This is a genomic window from Bacillus cereus group sp. BfR-BA-01441, assembly GCF_022663075.1.
GTDB lineage: Bacteria > Bacillota > Bacilli > Bacillales > Bacillaceae_G > Bacillus_A > Bacillus_A cereus.
On record NZ_JAKUEU010000004.1, the window covers coordinates 97,799 to 120,571 of the forward strand.

The window sequence follows — 22,773 nt, forward strand, 5'->3', positions numbered from 1 at the left end:
CCTTTATATGTACTGTTAACACCTAAATGATAACGCTTACATTATTTATCGTCAATAAAAACATTCAATTGTTTTAATGCCAAATCTATATTGTATCGAGCCAATAATCAGCGAGGAATTCCCCACCAATTAAAGTTTTACTTTATCCCGCATTAACTGCCCGTAAAAGCCCGATTGGTGAGGGCTGATAATCAGTGGGAGAGGAACAACCTCCCCACTGATTAAAGTTTCACTTTATCACTTCGTTAATTGATGCCTAAATGCATAAATAACCGCCTGAGTACGGTCACTTACATTCAATTTATTTAATATATTACTCACATGTGTCTTTACCGTTTTCAGTGCAATAAATAACTCGTCCGCAATCTCTTGATTACTTTTTCCCTCTGCAATTAATAACAAAATCTCAAACTCTCTTTCCGTTAAATCATCATGCAAAGGTTGCTCTTTCTTTTGACGCATACGGGACATCATTTTCCCGGTAACTTTCGGCTCTAATACTGTTTCTCCATCATAAGTAGCTCGTACAGCATCAGCAATATCACTTGCTCTTGATGTTTTTAATAAGTAACTGGTCGCCCCAGCCTCAATAACAGGATACAATTTTTCGTCATCTAAAAAGCTTGTTACAACTACAATTTTTGCTTCTGGCCATTCTTGAATAATAGCACGTGTTGCTTCGACACCATCCATCTCATCCATAACAAGGTCCATTAAAATAATATCCGGCCTTAATTGCAATGCTAATTCTGATCCTTTTCTTCCATTCTCAGCTTCCCCTACTACTTCAATATCTGGCTGTGTAGATAAATATGCCGATACACCCATACGAACCATTTCATGATCATCGACAAGCAATACTTTTATCATACTTCTCCCCCTCTCTCAATCATAATCGGTACTTTTACTTCTATTTGTGTACCTTTGGCCGGGAAACTAAGTACCTTAAGTGTCCCACCAATTTCATGAACACGCTCTTGCATCGATCTTAGGCCATATGAACCAGCCTTATTAACCCCTACTTCAAACCCAACGCCGTCATCAATGATTTTTAAAATCGCATATTGATCAATTTTTCGAAGGCGCACTTCTGTTTTCTTTGCCTTCGCGTGTCGCAACGTGTTTGATAGCGCTTCTTGCACAATACGGAATAAATGATCTTCTACACCTTTTTTTAATTCTATTGGCTCAATAAGCCATTCAATTTTCATATGTTGTTTTCGCGATAATTCCGTTAATAATTCCTCTATACCTTCTGTCAGTTTCTTACCTTCCAATTGTACAGGACGTAAATGAAGGAGCAATGCTCTCATTTCTGATTGAGCATTTACAACCATATTTTCAACAAGTTGCAATTGTTTTTTTGTCACCTCTGGAAATTCAGTTATTTGTTCATTAATCGCTGACATCATCATCGACATTGCGAAAAGCTGCTGACTTACTGAATCATGCAACTCCCTTGCTAAACGATGCCTTTCTTGAGAAATCGCTTCTTGTCTCATCTCTTCATTCCAATGAGCTCGTTCATTCGTTACTTTTTGAAAGAGTCCAGCTTGCTCCTCTAATCGACGAGCCAGAACGATTACTTTTCGTTCCACTTCATGAAATTCATCATCTGCAGTAAACGAAACATCGCTCGGAAAATTCCCTCGCTCTACTTCAAATAGAAAAGTATTTAATCCTTGTATACGCTGCTCTATATAATAACCGATTGCATATCCTACAATTCCCCCGATAAGTAAACTTGTAGTCATAATAAACAAGCCAATTGGAACAGAAGCGATGGATTCCTTCCATAATAAATCATACACTTGTTGCTCGCTTTTCCATACATATACAATTGTACAAATGAGTGCGATACTAACTGAGGACAACATAGAATAACGAATATACATCCACGAAATATTTTTTTGTTTCTTCATTATACTTTCCTCACTTCCGTGTCGCCTACGACAAGCGAAGAAATAATTTTAATACGACGAGGAGCCTCTTTATACTGCTCTGTTCTAAATGTAACATTGCGGTTAAACCCTGTCTCTTCATGACCTGGCAAGAGCACACGTCCGACAATAACAGAATGATTTAAAGAAAGTTCAATATCATATGGCACATATAAACGAATATTACCAACGACACCCCGAATAACAATTACCGTTTCCCCTTCTGGAATCATAGCAGTTGTTAAATCTATTTCCACATCACAAGCACCATATTGAACATTAATATCCTCAAGTTCATAAATATGATCCATCATTCGTACATTGCCTACAAACATATTTTTCAAATATGTTTCTGTACGATATATTTGCTTCTCTTCGTCTATAATCCCTTTTTCTTTAATTTCAACCTTCATTGCTTTTTGCTGATGCCCTTGTTGAATCAATTGATAACCAATTAAAGCTAAACAAGCAAATACGACAAGAACAAATGCTGCTGATGAAAATAAGAAAAATAAAAATACGATACCACCAACAAATAAAAATACATTTCCCCGTACATAACGATTCTTTTTACGATAATGCCTTCCAAACATAAGCATAATAAATGCAAAAATGAGACCACCTGGTTCAAAATGTCCAAGTATCATATCAAGAAAAAGACCGAATCCAAATATGATGAGGAGCATCCCCATTAATTGTGTCTTTGAAAAATGTTTCTTCATTTCAGCTCCCCCCTTCTTGTCACATATACATAGAAGAAAAGGCATTGCTTTCCAACACCTTTTCTCCTATCACTATATCATAAGCCTGTTTTATAATATACTACTATTATTTTGTTAACTCTTTCGTTAACGATACATCATTCTTTTCTTTCATTTCACGCTCAAGTTTTGCAATTTTCATATCAAACGTGTCACGCTCATGCTCTTCATTCATACGAGTTTCTAAGTCACGAATATGATCTTCAATCTCTTCAAATCGTAAGAACGGATTATTTTCATCCATTTTATGCATCGCAGTATTCATACGACGATTTGCATGTGCCATATTTTCACGTGCCATTAGTTCCATGCGCTTTGCGTGCATTTCTTTTAATTTATTTTTCATTTCAGAAAGACGACGCTCTAACTCATCAATTTGCTCTACAACACCTGCATACATTTCTTCTAATCGAGTTACTTGCCCTTCATAATAAGCTACCTCTTCTAACGCACGTTCGTGCAATTGTAATTCGTCTGCTTCTTGAGCAATGATAGCTTGCTTTGATCTTTTATTAACGAAATAACGTGCTTGCTCAAGCTCACGAGCAAAATTAGATTTTAATGTTTTATGACGCTCAATTAACTTCTCAATTTTTGTTATTTCACGCTCACTATCACGTAAATATTGGTTTAACATCGCAATTGGATTTTTTCTTTCCTTCTCATCTAACACGTTATGAAAATCAGCTAAAATTGCATCGCGTACACGTCCGAATAAAGATTGTTTCATTATAAATCTTCCTCTCTTCTACTTTATTTATAATTTGATTTATTGTTTTAGTTTTTCATTAATTTGTTCCACTCATCTTCAAAGTTACTATATGGTTTAGAACTTTCTGGAGCAGATTCAACAACTACATCTTTTTCTTTTTTCCACTCACGGTATCCGTAGTATAAAACCACTAAAGCAGCGATACCGATTAATGCTGGCGAATGAGAAAGTGCAATGGATAAACCGATTAAACCAACAATACCCCAAGCTAACTTTCCAAAAAATGATTTAGCTCGCACAAATGATTTATAGCTCCAATATACAACTCCTGCTCCGATTGCGAATCCTACAATACCAGCAAGACTACCAAGAGCAATTAAAGCCAAAATACCGGCTGCGATAAACGCTAGAAATTGTTTCATCTTGTGCTTGCCTCCCTTCGATTTGATACTCTTATCTTAACTATTTTTTCATCTTTCCATAACGAGCTTAAGAACCGTTTTTAACTCAGACTTAAGACCGAGTCATATTCAGCCCTTTACGCAAAAAAACGTGCAGAGTCTATTCTCTGCACGTTTTTTAATTACTAACATTCATATTAAATTAAGCTGTTTTATGATACTCTTTTTTCTCAGCTACTTTCGAAAACCTTGGAAACCCAATTAAAATAGAAACAATCCCACATACTCCAACTAAGATTGGATAAAATGCATATGGCAACAATTCAACCGGAGATAACGCTGCAAATCCTGCTGCCGTTAACATTTGGGCACCGTACGGAATTAATCCTTGCACACAACATGAGAAAAGATCTAATACACTCGCTGATTTACGAGGATCTATTTCATATTGATCTGCAATATTTTTTGCAAGCGGGCCTGTAAAGATAATTGAAATCGTATTATTCGCTGTACACATATTCGTCATACTCACTAAACCAGCAATACCAAATTCCGCTCCTTTTTTCGAACGAATATTACGTGTTAATACATTCATTAAATATTGAATACCACCATTATATTGGATTAATTCAACCATACCGCCAATTAATATAGCAAGTAATACTAACTCCATCATACCGCCCATTCCAGTCGTTACACTTTTAAAGAAACTTTCTAACGTGTAACTTCCATCTATAAGGCCGATAACACCAGATAGTACAGTTCCACCAGTTAATACAATAAGTACATTCCAGCCAAGTAGCGCTGTAATAAGTACTCCTGCGTACGGTAAAATCTTTATCCAATCAAAGCTATGTGCTTTAATCTGCGTGTCACTTCCTGAAGTAACTATTACTAATAGTACAATTGTAATAATAGCCGCTGGTAACACAATTAAAAAGTTCGTTTTAAACTTATCTTTCATTTCTGTTCCTTGTGAACGAACAGCTGCGATTGTTGTATCTGAAATAAATGATAAATTATCACCAAACATCGCTCCGCCAACAACAGTAGCCATTGCAAGCGCAATTGAGATATCAGTTTGACCACTAATACCTACAGCAATCGGCGCTAATGCTGCAATTGTTCCCATTGAAGTTCCCATCGCTAATGAAATAAATGCACCAATAACAAAGATTCCAGCTACGATAAATCCTGGCGGTAAAATAGTTAACGCTAAATTAACAGTTGAGTCTACTCCGCCCATTCCTTTAGCAGTTTCAGAAAACGCACCTGCAAGCACAAAAATTAATACCATAATCATAATATCCGGATTTCCTGCACCTTTAGCGAACCGCTCTACTTTCACATTAAAACTTTCTTTACGATTCATCACTAAAGCGACTCCTACAGCAATTGAAATCGCTACAAGTATCGGCAATTTATAGAAATCACCTGTAATAATTCCAGAACCAATAAATAGCGCCAAAAATATTCCAAGTGGTAATAAAGCTAAACCATTTCCTCTCGTTTCTTTCAAAGTACCATCTCTCCCTAGTTTCAACCTTTTTCTAATGAATAACAAAAGACCTCTTCCGATGAGAAGAGGTCTTATACATCTATAAGAAACACTCTTCTCATCTTTCAAGCACACGCTTGCTGGATTTGGCACAGCACTCTGAAATCGAGTCCGCTGCCGAGGCATCGTAGGGCCAGTCCCTCCGCCTCTCTTTATAAGAAGGTTTCATATTTATTTTTTAATAATAATTTCTTCCCTAACTTTACTCGCTTACAAAACAAAAGTCAATTATTTTTTGTATAGATTTTTTTGGTAATTATACAAAAATTCGAATACAACAATCATTTTAACTTTTCGATTTCTTCTTCCAATATTGAAATCCAATAAAATTCACTATTTTTTATTGTTGCTAATATCCATTTCGTAGTGTGCCAAGCTAGCTCATACTCTTCCTTCGTGACATCACCACTTTTATAAGCATCCTCTAGCTCCTCTTCATCTAATACATACACCTTACCGCTAGATAATAATACTACATCTAAATATAAATCATCAAAATACGGTAAACCACGATCGTCTATTTTATATTCTTTCGCCACATCGATATAATATTGCACTAATTTTTTCTGATCATCTAACATAGCGGTAATCGCAAAGTTTTTCCCGTCTATGAAATATTGAATCCACGTATACTGATTTGCTGCAATACAAAGTTCTTCACCATCATATTCTTTACAACTAGGCTCTCTCACCTTTTTTATATCCAGTATTCCGAGCATTCCCTCTTCCACTTGCTTAACCGTATAACTCTTTTCTATTAGTCTCTTCCACGAAGAACCGTCACCATATTTTCGTTTCATTATGTCTGCTCCTCTTCTATATACAGAAAAGCTCCCACATATTATGTGAGAGCTTGTTCATATTATAATTAAGCCGCTTGACCCTTTTCAGAAATCTCTTTTAAATAAGCTTGTCCTTTTTCAGCGTCATATTGACCTTCCCACTTAGACATAACTACAGCTGCTAAAGAGTTTCCTACAACGTTAACTGCTGTACGAGCCATATCTAAAATACGGTCAATACCAGCAATGAACGCTAAGCCTTCAGGTGGAATACCTACTGTACCAAGTGTCGCTAATAATACAACGAATGATACGCCCGGTACACCTGCGATCCCTTTTGATGTAACCATTAATACAAGCAACAATGTAATTTGTTGTGTAATAGATAAATCAATACCGTACATTTGCGCTAAGAAAATAGCCGCAATTGCTTGATATAAAGTTGATCCATCTAAGTTAAATGAATAACCTGTCGGAATAACGAAAGATGTAATTGCTTTCGGACAACCGAATTTCTCCATTTTCTCCATGATTTTTGGTAAAACTGTTTCTGAGCTTGCTGTAGAATACGCTAAAATCAGCTCGTCTTTTAAAATCTTAAAGAATTGGAAAATGTTAATTCCAAATATTTTCGCTGTAAGTCCTAAGACAACTACGACGAAGAAGATCATTGCTCCATATACGACAATTAGTAATTTCCCTAATGGAATTAATGAAGCAAGACCAAATGTAGAAACTGTAACACCAATTAGTGCAAATACACCAAATGGCGCAAATTTCATAACTTGGTTTGTTACGTAAAACATTGCGTCAGCTACACCTTGGAAAAATTGAAGAACTGGTCTTCCTCTTTCACCAATTGCTGCTACACCTAAACCAAATAGTACAGAGAAGAAGATAATAGCTAGCATATCTCCGTCAGCTAACGACTTCATAATGTTCGTTGGAACAATATTTACAAATGTATCTGCAAATGAATGACTTTGTACTTGCTCTGTCGTATGTGTATATTTCGAAATATCTGTCTTTGTTAACTGCTCCATATTTACGCCTTTTCCTGGTTGGAAAATATTCGCTATTAATAGACCGACAATAATTGCAATTGTTGTAATGATTTCAAAGTAAATAATTGTTTTTCCGCCTAGTCGACCTAGTTTTTTAACATCGCCAACACCAGCAACCCCAACAACAATACTTGCTACAACAATTGGCACAACGATCATTTTAATTAATCGGATGAAAATATCACCAATTGGTTGTAAATAACTCACCACTGCTGGATTGCCAAAGAAAATCGCCCCAACCGCAATACCAAGCGCAAGTCCTATTAATATTTGCCATGCTAGTCCTATTCTTTTCATATTTGTTGTAACCCCCTCTTCGATGTGTCACTCTATCTCTCATTCTATCTCTATAAAACTAAGAAATTAAGAGTATTACATATTATTCGACAATTCACTACATTTTGTCCCTGTTAAAAATCATAAATCAAAAATTTAAATCTGACAACAAAATAACTTTGCCCGAACGCAAATAATTTTCTTGACAAAAAGTAGACCCATGTCAGAAAACCTCACATGAGAACGATTCCTCACTAGTGTTTTATTAGCTTTCCAAGTAATATTTCACCTCATAAAAACGATTACTTTCCTCCTTCATTTTACAGGAAAATTCCAAAATATACCTTTGTTACACATATGAATAAAATGTAAGCACTATGACAATTACAGTTGAAAAATGATAAATTCCGACAAAACTTAGCAATTTTATAAAATTTTCTTTACATTATGATTACAACGATAGACACCCTTCTTCTTATGATATATAACATTCATAGGGAAAGGAGTCAGACAACAATGAAAAAGAAATTTGCAGCGTTTAGTGTTTTAGCAGCAGGAACGATTTTTGCTTCCCCGTTACTTTCACCCGTATACGCTGAAACGAATCAAGATAAATTATCTAACATTCAATCTGAATTAGAAGGCAAACAAAGTGACTTACAAAATAAATCAGTCGAGAAAGAACAAATAGAAAAAGAAATTCAAGAATTACAGAAGAAAATTGATGAATTAACTACTTCCATTAATAAAAATGAGACTGAATTAAACGATACAAAAAAAGAAATTAGCAAAACACAACAAGTAATTACTGACAAAAAGAAACATATAGAACAATTACAAACAAACATAGATACACGTCAGGAAGTTATTAAACAACGATTACAATCTATGCAAGAAAAACCGCGTACAAATATCATTACAGAAGTATTAACAAACTCTACAAACATTGCTGATCTTGTTGATAATATGTACTCCGTAAGTTTAATATTAAACAACGATACAGATATTGTAAAAAAACAAACATCTGATCAAAATGCTGTAACGACAGAAAAAGAGGCTGTTGAGAAAAAAGAACAACAACTGAAAGACTCTGAACAAAAACTAGAACAAAAACAACAAGAATTACAAAATAACCAACAGCAGCAACAAACTCTTATTAACGATCTACATACGAAAGTAGCAAAAGTAGATTCAGAGATTGAAGGATTAGAAGAATCCAAGGGCATTTTAGAAAATCAACGTCAAGCTGTTCAAAAAGCAATTGAAGAAGAAAAACGGGCGGAAGAAGCTCGTAAAGCGGAAGAAGCCCGCCAGGCAGAAGAGGCTCGCAAACAACAAGCTACTAAATCTGCTCAAGCGGCCCCAACACCACATGATACAAATATCGGTGGTTTTATCAAACCAGCAGCTGGATCAAAAACTTCCGGATTTGGTGTACGTTCTTTAGATAACCATAAAGGAATTGACATCGCTGCTTCGGGAACGGTTCCAATTATCGCTGCTGCAGATGGCGTTGTTATTCGCTCAGAATTATCATCTAGTTACGGAAACGTAGTGTATTTATCTCACCGTATAAACGGAAAAACATATACGACAGTATATGCTCATATGAATAGTCGTTCTGTATCGAATGGACAAACTGTAAAACAAGGCGATCAGCTTGGATTTATGGGGAATACGGGCCAATCATACGGACAACATTTACACTTCGAACTTCATCTTGGAGAATGGAATGTCGGCAAGACAAACGCAGTTGACCCATCTCCTTATATCGGATTATAAAAAACCTCGGTGCCTACCGAGGTTTTTCATTTACACTTCACACAATATAGGCATTCTACATAGACTATAACTAAATGCCTATAGTTTACGAGGTGATCCATATGAATACGCAATTACAACAAAAAATAGAAGAAGCTAGAGAAACGTATATTGGCCGGATATTTACATTTGGCGGCTCAGTTTTATTTTTAATCGGTTCATTCCTCGCAGTCACCACAGCCTATAAAGCTTATAATCGTCTATTACATTCATCAACATAAAAAAAGACGGGAGATCCCCGCCTTTTTTTATGCAAACATTTTAAATACACCTATCGCATTTAAAAATACAATTATTACAGTTACCGGAATAACATAACGAAGTAAGAAGAACCAAATGTTAAATAACGTTTTCCCTTTCGTTTCCGTCACTTCTAATTCTTTCATCAACAACTCTTTACTCATTTTATTTGGTACAAATAATGAAATAGCTAGTACTCCTAACGGCAGCAATACGTTACTTACCGAAAAGTCGACTAAATCAAAGAATGTTTTCCCAAATATTTTCACGTCACTCATAATCCCAAATGATAACGCTGATGGAATACCGACTGCAAAAATAAGAATACCAATTAATAATGATGCTGACGGACGCTTCTTCTCATTACCTTTCGCAACAGATGCTACTACAATTTCAAGCATTGAAATTGCTGATGTTAAAGTCGCAAAGAAGAATAAAATTAAAAACATAATAAAGAAAAATTGACCAAATGGTATTTTTGCAAATACTGCTGGAAGGACGATAAACAGTAATCCCGGTCCTTCAGTCGGTTTAACTCCTAATGCGAAAATCGCTGGGAAAATTGCTAATCCTGCAAGTACTGTAACAAAAACAGTTAAACTTACAATAGATGTTGCCGATTTCGCTAAATGTTCCTCTTTCTTTAAATACGAACTATACGTTACCATTACCGAGGCACCTACAGTTAGCGAGAAGAAAGATTGTCCCATCGCATATAAAATTGTATCTGCTGTAAGCTTTGAAAAATCTGGTTTTAAGAAGAACTCTACTCCAGCAAAAGCACCATCGAGTGTTAACGCACGAACAATAATCGCAATAAATAAAATAAATAATAGCGGCATCATGTACTTACTTGCCTTTTCTATACCTTTCTCTACACCTTTACTTACAACAAAAATCGTACAAAGCATAAAGATAAATTGTGCTCCAATCGCACTTAATGGATTTGAAATCGTTTCACCGAACAATTGTCCATAATCAGCTGCACCATTCCAGAAACTTCCTGTCACACTATAATATAAATAAAGTAAAATCCATCCACCTACAACACTATAAAAAGATAGTACACTAAAACAAGTAACAACTCCCATACGACCAATCCAAGGATATAATTTGCTATTTGGCACTAGTACTTTATAAGCTGTAACCGCCTCTTTTTGCGTGCTACGTCCAATAACAAACTCCGCTATTAGAAGAGGCATACCTATAAATAAAGTTAATAGTAAAAATACAAGGAAGAATGCGCCTCCCCCGCCATTACCTGCAACATATGGAAATTTCCATATCGCACCAAGACCTACTGCGGCTCCGGCTGCTGCGAGTACAAAGCCTATTTTCGACGTCCATTGCTGTGTTTCTTTCATCATAATTTCTCCTTTTCTGAATATTTAAACTTTTGTTAATTATACACTTTCATTTCATACTCGCACACCTCCTTTAGAAAATAAAAAAGTCCCCTACACGCAAATATGCATGTAGAGGACGATATATGTAATGTAAATACCGTGGTACCACCTCAATTGGATTGATAAATCCCACTTGTTCAAGTACAGGAATAATTCCGATACTCTATCCTTTTAACGGCGGAACCCGGGTTGCCTACTACAATGTTCAACATACCTCTCGCAAGCCCATTCTGTATATTTTATCGTACCGGGCTCCCACCTAACCCCAGCTCTCTGAACGCATCAAATATACGTACTCTTCTTGCTCATCGATTTCATCTATTGAAGTTACTTGTGATTATAAATTATATTTTTATATTTGTAAAGCGCACTTTATCTTTTATTATTTTAAAACCTTTTCCTCTAACTCACGTAAAAAACTTTCTCTTTTCCCCTCATTTTGCACATATACTGATTTCAACACTTCTTGGAGCAATATATTTCGTTCCCTCTTTTCTAACTGTAAATCTTTTAACTTCAACCTTACTTCATATAAAAAATCTAAATACGATTCATATGTCTCATCATATTTATTTGCAATATCATCTCGAATTTTTTTTGCGAGCTTCGGGCTCGCTCCCCCAGTAGAAACTGCTATATTAAGTAAACCACGATGAATCGCTGCCGGAAAATGAACATTACCACTTTCCGGATTTGTAATAACATTTACTAATTGATTCTCAGCGGCATCTTCAGCAACTTGTTCATTTAATATTGAATCACTACTCGCTGCAACAACTAAAAAAGCACTTTTAATATCACTTTTTTCATATTCTCTTTGATACCAACGAATTTTCTTTTCTTCCACAAGTTTTACTAAATTCGCATCTAATTCTGGACTTATCACAACTATATCCGCACCCTGTTTGAGTAAAGGAATAATTTTAAATCCTGCAACTTTTCCCCCGCCAATAACAACAACGCGTTTCTCATTAACTCGCACTGTAAGTGGATACATACTGATCTCCTTTCAATAACTCCGTCGTTTTCTGAATTAACATATCTTGAAACGCTTCATTCTTCCCTAAATATGGACTAATTTTTATCTCTTCCACTTCATATTGGCGCACTTCTTTCTCAATATGTTTCATAAGTAAACCTGTAAATAACAAGTAAGGCAGTACAACGATGTTCTTTTCTTTTCGTTCTACAACTTCCTTTAACTTCTCCTCAAATTTTGGCTCTGCAGCCGCTAAATAACAAACTTCTACTTTTTTAACCTTCTCTTTTGTTTGAAATAAAGAAGCAATCCAGTTTATATCTCTTAATACTTCAGGATCACTGCTCCCTCTTGCAACAAGAAGTAACGTCACTTCATTTTTATCTTCCTGTTCGATGCCACTTCCGCTATACACCGATTTAACAAGTGTTTCTGATACACCAAACGGATTACCATAGGTCACTTTAACATCCGAAAATTGATTGGTTAACTTTTCCAATTCAAAAGGGATATCTTTTTTTACATGACCTGCCGCTAATAAAAAAACAGGGATAGCAATAATCTCAGTGGCCCCACGCTTCACACATGTACGAAAACTATCTTCAATAGAAGGATTCGCTAACTCTAAAAAACAAACTTCTTGAATAGTCGCTTCTATACGGCTCATGCACGATGTAATAAATTGAATCGCCTCTTCTTTCGCTGTCTTCAAACGACTTCCATGACATATATATAAGACGGCTTTCATTTTACAACACTCCACTTACTTGATAAGCATTTTCTGTCTGCTTCTCAAACCAATGAATTTTTTCTCTAAAACGGACAACCTCTCCAATTACAATCATACTCGGATTTTGAATTTGCTCTTTTTTCGCAACATCTACAATTGTCCCTAACGTTCCAACAACTGTGCGTTGCATAGACGTCGTCCCCTGCTCAATAATAGCAGCTGGCGTACTTTTATCTTTTCCATGCTTCATAAGTTGCTCACATATGTAGGGCAAATTACTAACCCCCATATATACCGCTAAAGTCTCTACACCTTTCGCTAAACTTTTCCATTTCACTTCTTCTTCAGCACCTTCTTTCCTATGCCCAGTCACAATAGCAAAACTTGCACTTGCATCACGGTGCGTCACTGGAATACCAGCATAAGCAGGTGCAGCTATTCCAGATGAAATACCTGGGACGATTTCAAATGGTACACCTTGCTTTGCTAATGCTTCCGCTTCTTCTCCCCCTCTACCAAATACAAATGGATCGCCGCCCTTAAGCCTCGTTACAACTTTCCCTTTTTTCGCATACTTAATAAGAAATGTATTAATTGTTTCTTGCTTCATCGTGTGATAATTCGGGAGTTTCCCGCAATAAATTAAATCCGCGTCAGGCTTTGCGTGTGAAAGCAGCTCTTTATTCACAAGGCGATCGTATAAAATAACATCTGCCTTCTCAATACATTTCAACCCTTTAACAGTAATTAAATCTGGATCGCCAGGACCCGCTCCAACAATATAAACCTTCCCCATCATCTCTCCTCATTTCTACTATTAAAATGAAACTTCCATTCGTATATAAGAATGGAAGTTTTTATTTTTTCGTATTACTAATCTCTACTCATGAATAACAAATGCTGCACCTTTTCGAATCTTCTTTTTTTCAAACAAAGAAATCTCTTTTACCTCTGGCAACGGTAAAAAATGTTTTTCAAGCTCAATCTCCGCAAGCTTAAATGCCTGTTCTTCACTTTGAGCAACAACAACAATCGGAACAATATCACTCACTAATACAGCTTCAAATCGATATAAATCCATATTGTCCCCCCTAAGACGCTATGACTTCTTCTAACACGTTATTTAACGCTATTTGTAATATGTCTACACCAACACGACCTACAAAATCATAAAATGTTTCGGCTGGTAATTTATTCTCTTTGAAATAACTTATAAATGATGCGAGTACATCAGGTAGATCCTCGCCATCTATTTTTCCTTTTAACTTTTGATTGTAGGCACCGCCATCTAACAATGTTCCACCTACGTATATTTCAAACGCTTCAACAATACCTTTTTCCTTCGTTTTCATTTTCACCCCTTGTAGCCCAATGTCAGCAATTTGACGTTGACCACATGAATTCGGGCAGCCTACCATATGAATTCGAACTGGAACATCGAGTGCAATTTGTGTATCTAAGTATTCTGCAATTTTTCGTAATCTTTCTTTCGTTTCTACTAGTGCAAGATTACAATATTCAATACCGGTACATGAAACCGCATGACCAATAAATGATTTCGGGCTAGCAGATATCGCTTCAAACAGCGGTTCACTAAGTAATCCTTTTACATTTTCTGGAGGAACGTTCGGAATAATGAAGTTTTGCGAGTTACATGTACGAATTTGTCCATTTCCATATTGCTTTGCGATTCTTGCAATCTCAAACATTTCTTCTGCATGTAAACGACCTACCGGTACATTAAAACCTACATATTTTAATCCCTTTTGTTTTTGGTCTTGAACACCATAAAAATAGCCTGCATTCCATCCTTTGAGTGCACTTTCCCCTTTACTTTGTAAAGGCCCTGTATACTCTATTAGTTTCTCTTTAAATTTCTCTGCTCCCCAGTCCGCAACAAGAAATTTCAACCGAGCTAAATGACGTTTTTCACGATATCCAAAATCACGGAATATAGTAGCAATCGCAATCGCCACCGCCTTCACTTCTTCTGGTAAAACGAATACATCTAATTCATCAGCTAAATACGGTCGAGCTGATAATCCTCCACCTACTTTTATATGAAAACCAACTTTTTTCTCACCATCTATTTCTTTCGTTGCAGGCGTAAATGCAACACAGTTAATTTCTGCGTTTGCTGAATTATAAATATTAGAACTAATAGACATTTTAAATTTACGTGGCAAGTTAGAAAACTCTTCATTATGTTGGAAGTAATCATATACTTCTTTTACAATATGCGTTGTATCGAATAGTTCATTTGCATCAATGCCAGCAAGCGGATTACCTGTAATATTCCGCGTTATATCACCACAAGCCCCCGCTGAAGATAACCCAACTCTTGCTAATCTTTTAAAAATATCTGGAATTTGCTGAATTTCTAACCAGTGAAACTGAATCGCCTGTCTCGTCGTAATATCTATTACATTACGTCCATAATCTTCAGCGATAGAAGCAAGTACTTCTGCCTGTGCATTTGTAATAATCCCTGACGGAATATTTACCCGCATCATAAAATAACCAGCTTCTTTCGGTCTTTGTAAATACAAGCCTGCCCATTTAAAGGCATCCCACTCTTCTTTCGGAATAGATTCGAAACCATTTTCCGCATAGTAAGGAATATCATTAAAAATTTCTAAGCCATCTTTTTCTAATTTATTTTTCTCGGTCTGATTTAATTTTTCATTGTTAGCCCATACTTTTTCATAACTCATTGTTTATCCCCCTATATAAAACTACGCTCTTGTAAGTACTTCACGATTTGTTCTGCACATTCTTCAATAGAATATTTGTGCGTTTCTACAATTAATTCCGCTAGCTCTGGCTCTTCATAAGGCGAATCAATACCTGTGAAATCCTTAATATCACCTTTTCTTGCCTTTTTATAAAGTCCTTTCGGATCACGTTTCTCACACTCTTCAATCGGACACTTCACAAAAATTTCAATAAATTCATCTGCCGCTAATAAATCTCTTACTTGTTTGCGGTCTACTCGAAATGGTGAAATAAATGCTGTAAGGACAACTGCTCCTTGGTCTACAAATAACTTTGCCACTTCGCCAATACGTCTTATATTTTCCATGCGATCACTTTCAGAAAATCCTAAGTCTTTATTTAAACCGTGGCGAATGTTATCCCCATCCAGCACATAATTTCCAATATTCTTTTCAAACAGTTTACGAGCGACCGCATTCGCTACTGTAGATTTACCCGAAGCTGATAAACCAGTAAACCAAATTACAAAACTATGATGTCCATTCTTCACTCTTCTCTCATCTTTTGAAACCGAAGCTGTATGCCAAGTAATATTCGTATCCATCTCGTTCTCTCCCTATTCTGTTACTACTTCTTTTTTCAAGCCTTTAATTAGCACTTCCACTACTTCTTTACGACTAAATGTACTTGGCGGAATCTCACCGTTTCTTAATAATTCTCTTACTTTCGTACCCGATAAAATAACATGATCTTCTTTTCCGTGCGGACATGTTTTCGTTGAAGCCATCGCTTCACATTTCGTGCAGTAAAAACTATGCTCAAAGAATAGTGGTGTAATTCCTAACTCTTCTATCGTAAAATTTGTGAAGATTTCTTGCGCTTCATACGTTCCGTAATAATCTCCTACTCCAGCATGATCACGCCCTACTATAAAGTGGGTACATCCAAAATTCTTTCTTACTAACGCATGAAATATCGCTTCCCTTGGTCCTGCGTAACGCATGGCAGCAGGAAATACACTTAAAAAGACACGATTTTTCGGATAATAGTTTTGAAGAAGTACTTCATAGCTTTCCATTCTTACATCAGCAGGAATATCATCCGATTTCGTTTCTCCAACGAGCGGATTTAAAAAGAGACCATCTACAATTTCAAGAGCAGATTTTTGAATATACTCATGGGCACGATGTACCGGGTTTCTCGTTTGAAATCCGACCACTGTTTTCCACCCACGTTTTTTAAATGCTTCCCTCGTTTCAATTGGGTCTAAATGATAAGAAGGAAATTGATTATTTTCAAAGCGTTTTGTTAGAATAATAGTTCCTCCAACGTAAACGTTTGGTCGTTCATATAATTTTTTCACTCCTGGATGAGCCTCATCCGTTGTTTTATATACAAGTAACGCTTCTTTTTCTTTATCTGGTACAAAAATATCTTCTATTTGAATGACACCGTATATATTTCCATTGTTGACAAGCTTTACTTCCTCTCCAGCCTTCAGGCTTTCTGCGACTTTTTCTGTTACCGGTAATGTAATCGGTATACTCCACACACTACCATTTGCTAAACGAAGCGTTTCTACAACAGAATCATAATCTTCCTTCCCTAAAAAACCAGTAAGGGGGCTATATCCACCTGTCGCCAATAGTTCTAAATCACTTAACGCAATATTGTCTAATTTAATTTCTTTTTCAATTTGTGATACGTCATATGTCTCATCTATACGGTTTACTAATTCGTTTACTATGCTCATTTTTCTATATCCTCTCTTAGCTTTATTTCAAGATTCATCTTATTGGTAATGAAGACCACATTCAGTTTTCACTTTTCCAGCCCATCTACCATCTCTTGAATCGCCACCATCCCCTACAGGTAACGTACATTTCTCACACCCAATACTTGGATAGCCAACATCATGCAACGGGTTATACGGCAAGCTATGTTTGTATACATATCGCCAAACTTCTTTCCACGTCCAATGAATGAGTGGACAAACTTTAATAGATTGAAAACGATGATCTTGATTTATAAACTTTGTATGCTTACGTGTTTCTGATTGTTCCCTTCTTAAGCCCGATATCCATGCTTTTTCCACGACTAATGATTTTTCTAAAGGTAAAATTTTTCTAATCTTACAACAAAGATTCGGATTGCTCTCCCACAGTTTTTCACCATGCAACTTCGCCTGTTCATCAAGTGTAAGTTCTGGCTGTTTTTCTATAATATTCAATGAAGGAAATCGTTCCCGCACTTTTCGAATTAATTCATACGTTTCTTGAAAATGAACATTTGTATCCAAAAATACAACTTTAGCAGATGGATTTACTTGGTTTATAATGTGTAGCAATACCATACCTTCCACCCCAAAGCTACATGCGTAGACAACCTCATCTTTATATTCTTTATAAGCCCAATTTAATACTGATAACGCACCTTTTGTTTCATCTTCTTCCGAAAACGAAACAACATTTTCTTCCCACGTTTCATACGTCAACATGTTTTTTCCCCCTGTAAAAGCAAAAAGACGGTTTTAACCTAATGAAAATAGGTTAAAACCGCCTCTAGTTTTTCTAGTCAGCGCTTTTCACTTTAAACGTACTTTTTCACTTTTCTCTAACTGAATTACTTTCCCATCTTGCACAACAATTGTAATTGAACCATATTTCATATCAGCAAGCATCGCTTCAATCTTCTCGGATACTTCATCAAAATGTTCCCGTACACTCACGCGAACAGCCCCCCTTTTTATTCATAAAAAAAATCTTTCCCATTTCGAAAAGACTGTTCGGTAATATATTTTACCTTATCTTTCAAAATGGATCCCATTTTGCTGGATTTAGCACCTTGCTTTCTATAAGCAGGTTGCCGAGCTTCTTCGGGCCAGTTCCCTCCGCTTCTCTTGATAAGCTTTGTATTTGTATTTTATCACAATTCTGATTTTTTTCAATCCTAGTTTTCCGATATATTTTAATTATTTTATTTTATAAAAAAGGAATTGCCCATTCGAACAACTCCTTTTCCTATTTAGACAAGCTCTTTAATACGTATGCGATCGTTCCCAATAATATTTTCATATGTTTCGCGTTCCACAACTACTTGCGATGTTCCGCCTTTTGCAAAGACAACGGCTGGTCTTCGAATCCGATTGTAATTATTCGCCATCGAGTACCCGTATGCTCCTGTACAGGAAACTGCTAGTAAATCAGAAGCAGCGACTTTCGGTAAATGAATATCCCAAATCAACATGTCTCCACTCTCACAGCATTTCCCGGCAATCGAAACGAGTTCCTCATTCTCATCATTCGCTCGATTCGCTAACATCGCTTCATAACGCGCATTATATAAAGCAGGTCTTAAATTATCTGTCATTCCACCATCGACTGATACATATTTCCGAATACCAGGAATATCTTTCACAGATCCAACTGTATAAATTGTTGTCCCAGCATCACCTACAATGCTACGGCCTGGCTCAATCCATATTTCTGGCAATGGATATTCACATACAGTAAATTGTTCTCTCACTGCACTTGTTACAGCTCGCACATATGTCTCAAGAGTTAATGGTGTATCTGACTCTGTGTAACGTATTCCAAATCCCCCGCCTACATTTAACACTTTTACTACATAGTTTGTTTGCTCTCTCACTTCTTCTAAAAATTGGCGAAGAACTTCAATTGCTCGAACAAAACCAGCTGTTTCAAATATTTGCGACCCAATATGTGAATGGATTCCTAGCACATTATAATTGGATTTTTGTAAAGCAAATCCAATTGCCTGCATTGCTTGACCGTTTGAAACACCAAATCCAAATTTCGAATCATCTTGACCTGTTGTAATATATTCATGTGTGTGCGCCTCTACTCCAGGCGTTACACGAATTAATATGTTCACAAATTTCCCATGTTGCATCGCTAAATCGTGTAAAACTTCTAATTCAAAGAAATTATCTACGACAAAACAACCGATATTCGCCTGAAGAGCCATCACTATTTCTTCTTCTGTTTTATTATTTCCATGAAAATGAATACGTGATGCCGGAAATCCTGCTTGGAGCGCAGTATATAATTCTCCCCCAGAAACAACGTCTAATGACATATTCTCTTCACGAGCTACTCGGCACATCTCCATGCACAAGAACGCCTTGCTTGCATATGCTACTTGATAAGAGAAACCACTTTCTTTAAAAGCACGATGAAATGCTCGGCATTTTCCTCGAATAGACTCTTCATCGTATACATAAAGTGGTGTTCCGTATTGCTTTGCTAGCTGCGTCGTATCGCACCCTCCAATTTCTAAGTGTCCTTGCCCATTAATTCGGCTTGTGCCGTGTAAATACATTTAAATTCCTCCCTTATTTCCTCTAAAACTCATAACCCCAATCTTCTATTCATTGCAGCACGCTTTTAGATAGACAAAAAACGCGCGGAACAATGTTCACACGCGTTTCTTATTAGGAAAAATATATATTGAAAAAATAAACGAGTTGTTATCTCCTCAAAATAAGAAACCGCATCAACATCTCCAAATAGCTCTCCATAAAATAAATCTTATGACAGTACTACATTTATTCAATGCAGTCCCAATATATGAATAAGATGGTTATTCTTATATTTCGGCAATAGTCCCTTTCAACCTATGATCACAGATTCCATTAAATCTCCCATAGCTTACTCTTTCCTATCGCGGCCTCTACCTTTGAGAGTAGATGAGGTAAGTCTATTTAATTTTCAAACATCTAATTGTTGCTATTAACAATACCAAAGGACCATTTTATTTGTCAAACAATTTTTTATATTGTTTTTTTACAGTTTAGTTTCGTATCATTTGGTAAGCGCTTTACTGAAATCTTTGTCACTTCCCATTCGCCTTCTTCGTTATTAAATGTAATCGTTACCTTCTCAAATGGTGGAGCAATTTTCCCAGCAACACGTTCATACTTTGTCACTTCAATACTTGCTTGAAATAAATATGTACCGCTATACACTTTTTTTAAACTAATAATTTTAGGACATTGATAAGGTTTCAAACTTCCATATTGTTTTTCAATTGCTTTATTTATTTTTGGAAATAAAACAGAATAAAGTGCATCTTCCATAAGAGGTGCATCATATTGGGCTACCGACACACTCGGTGAAGTAAAAAGTATAACACTACTGCATGCTATAAAATATAATAATTTTCGCATTATAACCTCCGTATTATCACGCGATTCTTTCTGCGTACGATAATTATCATACATAGAAATTCTGTTTTATTGTCTCCCACCACTCTTTTTCTACTCGATTATTATAAAAAAGCCCACAACCTTCTTTTATTTTCGTATAATGATACTCATAGTATAATAATCATAATAACAAAGGACTGTTCGTATATATAAAATGAGTCGTTAAGCAAACTGACTCACAAGAACTGTCATGCTTTTTAGGAGAGGAGTATATTATGCTACAACATCTGTTTCCAAAACTGCGATTTGCACTCGTTGCAGTCGTTTTACTATGGATTAAAACATATATTGTGTACAAGCTAGCATTTGATATTAAAATTGATAATTTCTTTGAAGAATTCATGCTTTTTATCAATCCACTAGCTGCGTTACTTTTATTTTTCGGCTTAGCTTTACTTGCATCTAAGCACCGAAACCGAATTATAATTGGAATCAGTTTTATACTGTCATTTATTTTATTTGGAAACGCAATGTTTTATGGGTTCTATAACGATTTCGTTACTTTCCCTGTTTTATTCCAAACAAACAATATGGCTGATTTAGGGACAAGTATAAAAGAACTCTTTACGTACAAAACATTACTTTTATTTGCAGATGCAATTATTTTAATGTTTATTTCACGTAAATTCCCATCATTTGGCGACAAAACACCACTTTCCCGCTCAGAGAAGCGAACTTTCTTTAGCGGTGTAACAGCTTTATTAGCACTACAAATTGTTGTATCAGTTATTTATAAACCACAAATGTTCTCGCGCTCATTTGACCGTCAAACTGTCGTGAAGAATTTAGGTTTATACACATACCATCTATTTGACATTACGCTTCAATCCAAGTCTTCAGCTGAGCGTGTATTTGCAAGTGGAGATGGGTTTTCTGAAATTAAAAACTATACAGACTCAAAAGACAAACAAGTTGATAAAAACTTATTTGGAGCTGCAAAAGGTAAAAATGTAATTTTAATTTCAATGGAATCTACACAAAACTTTGTTATTAATAAAAAAATAAATGGAAAAGAAATTACACCATTTTTAAATGAATTTATTAAGGATAGTTTCTATTTCGATAACTTCTATCATCAAACTGGACAAGGCAAAACTTCTGATGCTGAATTTATCGTTGAAAACTCACTTTATCCGCTAGATCGTGGTTCTGTATTCTTTACTCATGCAACAAATGAATACACAGCGACACCAGAACAATTAAAGAAATACGGATATTCTTCTGCCGTCTTCCATTCAAACGATAAAACGTTTTGGAATCGGGATGTAATGTATCCTGCGCTTGGATATGATCGTTATTTTAATTTAAATGATTACGCAGGAACGGAGCAAATGTCTGTCGGTTGGGGATTAAAAGATAAAGAGTTCTTTGAACAATCTATTCCAAAGCTAAAATCTTTACCGCAACCGTTCTATACAAAATTTATTACATTAACAAATCATTTTCCGTTTCTTCTAAATCCGGAAGATCAATATGTTGATGAATTCAACTCGGAAAGTGGTGTTGTAAACCGCTACTTCCCAACTGTTCGTTACACAGATGAAGCTCTTAAATTATTTATTCAACAATTAAAAGAAGAAGGATTATATGATAATTCCGTTATTGTCATTTATGGTGATCATTACGGTATTTCCGAAAACCATAACGCAGCTATGGCACAGTTCCTAGGAAAAGATACTATTACACCATTCGATTCTATGCAATTACAACGAGTCCCTCTTATTATTCATGTGCCTGGCCAAGAAGGAAAAGTTGTTTCTAAAGTATCCGGTCAAATTGATATTAAGCCAACGCTCCTTCATTTACTTGGTATTAAAACAAATAAATCCGTTGAATTTGGAACTGACTTATTTATTAAAGAGAAAGACCCGCTTATGGTAATGCGTGATGGTAGCTTTGTTTCTGAAGAGTATGTTTATACAAAAAATATGTGCTACAAAAGAAGTACGGGTGAAGAAGCTGACATGACGTTATGTCAGCCGTATATTGAAAAAGCAAAAACAGAATTAAAACTCTCCGATAAATTAATTTATGGAGATTTATTACGCTTCGATCCTAATAATCGATATAAAACCGGAACGATGACAACGAAATTTGAATAGTAAAGGAAGCAACTTTATACAAGTTGCTTCCTCTTTTTATTTTCACTTAATTTTCGAAC

At 35.8% G+C, this 22,773-nt stretch carries 23 protein-coding genes, 3 riboswitches and 1 other annotated feature; of the genes, 3 read left to right on the forward strand and 20 right to left on the reverse strand.

Annotated elements, in window-relative coordinates:
- Window positions 1–237: 237 nt before the first annotated feature.
- The 8 genes from MR107_RS03330 to gltP form a co-directional block, all read right to left on the reverse strand.
- Window positions 238–870 carry a response regulator gene (locus tag MR107_RS03330; protein ID WP_000598707.1) on the reverse strand — a complete coding sequence of 211 codons (633 nt, stop codon included), beginning with the start codon at window positions 868–870 and terminating at the stop codon, window positions 238–240.
- A complete protein-coding gene (locus MR107_RS03335) occupies window positions 867–1,922 on the reverse strand; it encodes a sensor histidine kinase (protein WP_000744329.1) in 1,056 nt (351 codons plus the stop codon). The genes MR107_RS03330 and MR107_RS03335 overlap by 4 nt, the downstream gene beginning before the upstream one ends.
- A complete protein-coding gene (liaF, locus tag MR107_RS03340) occupies window positions 1,922–2,662 on the reverse strand; it encodes a cell wall-active antibiotics response protein LiaF (RefSeq protein WP_000716095.1) in 741 nt (246 codons plus the stop codon). The genes MR107_RS03335 and liaF overlap by 1 nt, the downstream gene beginning before the upstream one ends.
- Window positions 2,663–2,768: 106 nt before the next feature.
- Entirely contained in the window at window positions 2,769–3,431 is a 663-nt protein-coding gene (locus tag MR107_RS03345) for a PspA/IM30 family protein (protein WP_000814124.1), read from the reverse strand.
- A gap of 47 nt (window positions 3,432–3,478) precedes the next feature.
- Window positions 3,479–3,835, reverse strand: coding sequence for a lmo0954 family membrane protein (locus tag MR107_RS03350; RefSeq protein WP_000808640.1), 357 nt, complete (start codon window positions 3,833–3,835; stop codon window positions 3,479–3,481).
- Between the two features lie 181 nt (window positions 3,836–4,016).
- Window positions 4,017–5,333, reverse strand: a complete 1,317-nt coding sequence (locus MR107_RS03355) for a Na+/H+ antiporter NhaC family protein (protein WP_000665496.1) — start codon at window positions 5,331–5,333, stop codon at window positions 4,017–4,019.
- Between the two features lie 94 nt (window positions 5,334–5,427).
- Window positions 5,428–5,533: riboswitch (SAM riboswitch) on the reverse strand.
- A gap of 120 nt (window positions 5,534–5,653) precedes the next feature.
- A complete protein-coding gene (locus MR107_RS03360) occupies window positions 5,654–6,172 on the reverse strand; it encodes a ribonuclease FAU-1 family protein (RefSeq protein WP_000824667.1) in 519 nt (172 codons plus the stop codon).
- Between the two features lie 68 nt (window positions 6,173–6,240).
- A complete protein-coding gene (gene gltP / locus MR107_RS03365; RefSeq protein WP_000821134.1) occupies window positions 6,241–7,515 on the reverse strand; it encodes a glutamate/aspartate:proton symporter GltP in 1,275 nt (424 codons plus the stop codon).
- Between the two features lie 495 nt (window positions 7,516–8,010).
- Here gltP and MR107_RS03370 point away from each other — a divergent pair, with 495 nt between their 5' ends.
- On the forward strand, window positions 8,011–9,276 hold the full coding sequence (locus MR107_RS03370) for a murein hydrolase activator EnvC family protein (RefSeq protein WP_000726086.1): 1,266 nt from the start codon (window positions 8,011–8,013) through the stop codon (window positions 9,274–9,276).
- A 101-nt stretch (window positions 9,277–9,377) separates the two neighbouring features.
- Window positions 9,378–9,536: a hypothetical protein gene (locus MR107_RS03375; RefSeq protein ID WP_001096001.1), complete on the forward strand. Its 159-nt coding sequence runs from the start codon at window positions 9,378–9,380 to the stop codon at window positions 9,534–9,536.
- A 27-nt stretch (window positions 9,537–9,563) separates the two neighbouring features.
- On the opposite strand, the gene MR107_RS03380 is transcribed toward MR107_RS03375, so the two are convergent.
- The 12 genes from MR107_RS03380 to MR107_RS03435 form a co-directional block, all read right to left on the reverse strand.
- Complete coding sequence (locus MR107_RS03380; protein ID WP_000665430.1) at window positions 9,564–10,919, reverse strand: sodium-dependent transporter; 1,356 nt, start codon at window positions 10,917–10,919, stop codon at window positions 9,564–9,566.
- Between the two features lie 111 nt (window positions 10,920–11,030).
- Window positions 11,031–11,279 (reverse strand) — a binding site (T-box leader).
- A gap of 64 nt (window positions 11,280–11,343) precedes the next feature.
- Complete coding sequence (locus tag MR107_RS03385; protein ID WP_000283356.1) at window positions 11,344–11,958, reverse strand: NAD(P)-binding protein; 615 nt, start codon at window positions 11,956–11,958, stop codon at window positions 11,344–11,346.
- The gene (locus tag MR107_RS03390; RefSeq protein ID WP_000648892.1) at window positions 11,933–12,688 is read right to left on the reverse strand and encodes a sirohydrochlorin chelatase; all 756 of its coding nucleotides are present in this window, start codon (window positions 12,686–12,688) and stop codon (window positions 11,933–11,935) included. Before MR107_RS03390 ends, MR107_RS03385 begins: the two co-directional genes overlap by 26 nt.
- 1 nt (window position 12,689) lies before the next feature.
- A complete protein-coding gene (cobA, locus tag MR107_RS03395) occupies window positions 12,690–13,466 on the reverse strand; it encodes a uroporphyrinogen-III C-methyltransferase (RefSeq protein ID WP_000521257.1) in 777 nt (258 codons plus the stop codon).
- An 84-nt stretch (window positions 13,467–13,550) separates the two neighbouring features.
- Window positions 13,551–13,751, reverse strand: coding sequence for a DUF3906 family protein (locus MR107_RS03400; protein ID WP_000366918.1), 201 nt, complete (start codon window positions 13,749–13,751; stop codon window positions 13,551–13,553).
- Between the two features lie 10 nt (window positions 13,752–13,761).
- Window positions 13,762–15,384: a nitrite/sulfite reductase gene (locus tag MR107_RS03405; RefSeq protein WP_000119620.1), complete on the reverse strand. Its 1,623-nt coding sequence runs from the start codon at window positions 15,382–15,384 to the stop codon at window positions 13,762–13,764.
- Between the two features lie 11 nt (window positions 15,385–15,395).
- The gene (cysC, locus tag MR107_RS03410; RefSeq protein WP_086404322.1) at window positions 15,396–15,989 is read right to left on the reverse strand and encodes an adenylyl-sulfate kinase; all 594 of its coding nucleotides are present in this window, start codon (window positions 15,987–15,989) and stop codon (window positions 15,396–15,398) included.
- A gap of 12 nt (window positions 15,990–16,001) precedes the next feature.
- A complete protein-coding gene (gene sat, locus MR107_RS03415) occupies window positions 16,002–17,138 on the reverse strand; it encodes a sulfate adenylyltransferase (protein WP_000029491.1) in 1,137 nt (378 codons plus the stop codon).
- 39 nt (window positions 17,139–17,177) lie between these two features.
- Window positions 17,178–17,882, reverse strand: coding sequence for a phosphoadenylyl-sulfate reductase (locus tag MR107_RS03420; protein ID WP_000959022.1), 705 nt, complete (start codon window positions 17,880–17,882; stop codon window positions 17,178–17,180).
- 87 nt (window positions 17,883–17,969) lie between these two features.
- The gene (locus tag MR107_RS03425; protein WP_000116158.1) at window positions 17,970–18,113 is read right to left on the reverse strand and encodes a YezD family protein; all 144 of its coding nucleotides are present in this window, start codon (window positions 18,111–18,113) and stop codon (window positions 17,970–17,972) included.
- Between the two features lie 72 nt (window positions 18,114–18,185).
- Window positions 18,186–18,294: riboswitch (SAM riboswitch) on the reverse strand.
- 115 nt (window positions 18,295–18,409) lie between these two features.
- A complete protein-coding gene (gene lysA / locus MR107_RS03430) occupies window positions 18,410–19,726 on the reverse strand; it encodes a diaminopimelate decarboxylase (protein WP_000280642.1) in 1,317 nt (438 codons plus the stop codon).
- Between the two features lie 180 nt (window positions 19,727–19,906).
- A riboswitch (Lysine riboswitch) is annotated at window positions 19,907–20,088 on the reverse strand.
- A gap of 89 nt (window positions 20,089–20,177) precedes the next feature.
- On the reverse strand, window positions 20,178–20,573 hold the full coding sequence (locus MR107_RS03435; RefSeq protein ID WP_001228823.1) for a DUF3888 domain-containing protein: 396 nt from the start codon (window positions 20,571–20,573) through the stop codon (window positions 20,178–20,180).
- A 254-nt stretch (window positions 20,574–20,827) separates the two neighbouring features.
- Between MR107_RS03435 and MR107_RS03440 the strand changes: the two genes are divergently transcribed.
- The gene (locus MR107_RS03440; protein ID WP_000939078.1) at window positions 20,828–22,714 is read left to right on the forward strand and encodes an LTA synthase family protein; all 1,887 of its coding nucleotides are present in this window, start codon (window positions 20,828–20,830) and stop codon (window positions 22,712–22,714) included.
- Window positions 22,715–22,773 lie beyond the last annotated feature (59 nt).

Coding starts and splice junctions, on each gene's coding strand:
- MR107_RS03350 (WP_000808640.1), bottom strand. CDS start 3,835: ATGAAACAATTTCTAGCGTTTATCGCAGCCGGTATTTTGGCTTTAATT.
- MR107_RS03380 (WP_000665430.1), bottom strand. CDS start 10,919: ATGAAAGAAACACAGCAATGGACGTCGAAAATAGGCTTTGTACTCGCA.
- MR107_RS03370 (WP_000726086.1), top strand. CDS start 8,011: ATGAAAAAGAAATTTGCAGCGTTTAGTGTTTTAGCAGCAGGAACGATT.
- MR107_RS03385 (WP_000283356.1), bottom strand. CDS start 11,958: ATGTATCCACTTACAGTGCGAGTTAATGAGAAACGCGTTGTTGTTATT.
- sat (WP_000029491.1), bottom strand. CDS start 17,138: ATGAGCATAGTAAACGAATTAGTAAACCGTATAGATGAGACATATGAC.
- MR107_RS03435 (WP_001228823.1), bottom strand. CDS start 20,573: ATGCGAAAATTATTATATTTTATAGCATGCAGTAGTGTTATACTTTTT.
- MR107_RS03360 (WP_000824667.1), bottom strand. CDS start 6,172: ATGAAACGAAAATATGGTGACGGTTCTTCGTGGAAGAGACTAATAGAA.
- lysA (WP_000280642.1), bottom strand. CDS start 19,726: ATGTATTTACACGGCACAAGCCGAATTAATGGGCAAGGACACTTAGAA.
- liaF (WP_000716095.1), bottom strand. CDS start 2,662: ATGAAGAAACATTTTTCAAAGACACAATTAATGGGGATGCTCCTCATC.
- MR107_RS03345 (WP_000814124.1), bottom strand. CDS start 3,431: ATGAAACAATCTTTATTCGGACGTGTACGCGATGCAATTTTAGCTGAT.
- MR107_RS03335 (WP_000744329.1), bottom strand. CDS start 1,922: ATGAAGAAACAAAAAAATATTTCGTGGATGTATATTCGTTATTCTATG.
- cysC (WP_086404322.1), bottom strand. CDS start 15,989: ATGGATACGAATATTACTTGGCATACAGCTTCGGTTTCAAAAGATGAG.
- MR107_RS03400 (WP_000366918.1), bottom strand. CDS start 13,751: ATGGATTTATATCGATTTGAAGCTGTATTAGTGAGTGATATTGTTCCG.
- cobA (WP_000521257.1), bottom strand. CDS start 13,466: ATGGGGAAGGTTTATATTGTTGGAGCGGGTCCTGGCGATCCAGATTTA.
- MR107_RS03375 (WP_001096001.1), top strand. CDS start 9,378: ATGAATACGCAATTACAACAAAAAATAGAAGAAGCTAGAGAAACGTAT.
- MR107_RS03390 (WP_000648892.1), bottom strand. CDS start 12,688: ATGAAAGCCGTCTTATATATATGTCATGGAAGTCGTTTGAAGACAGCG.
- MR107_RS03440 (WP_000939078.1), top strand. CDS start 20,828: ATGCTACAACATCTGTTTCCAAAACTGCGATTTGCACTCGTTGCAGTC.
- MR107_RS03405 (WP_000119620.1), bottom strand. CDS start 15,384: ATGAGTTATGAAAAAGTATGGGCTAACAATGAAAAATTAAATCAGACC.
- MR107_RS03420 (WP_000959022.1), bottom strand. CDS start 17,882: ATGTTGACGTATGAAACGTGGGAAGAAAATGTTGTTTCGTTTTCGGAA.
- MR107_RS03330 (WP_000598707.1), bottom strand. CDS start 870: ATGATAAAAGTATTGCTTGTCGATGATCATGAAATGGTTCGTATGGGT.
- gltP (WP_000821134.1), bottom strand. CDS start 7,515: ATGAAAAGAATAGGACTAGCATGGCAAATATTAATAGGACTTGCGCTT.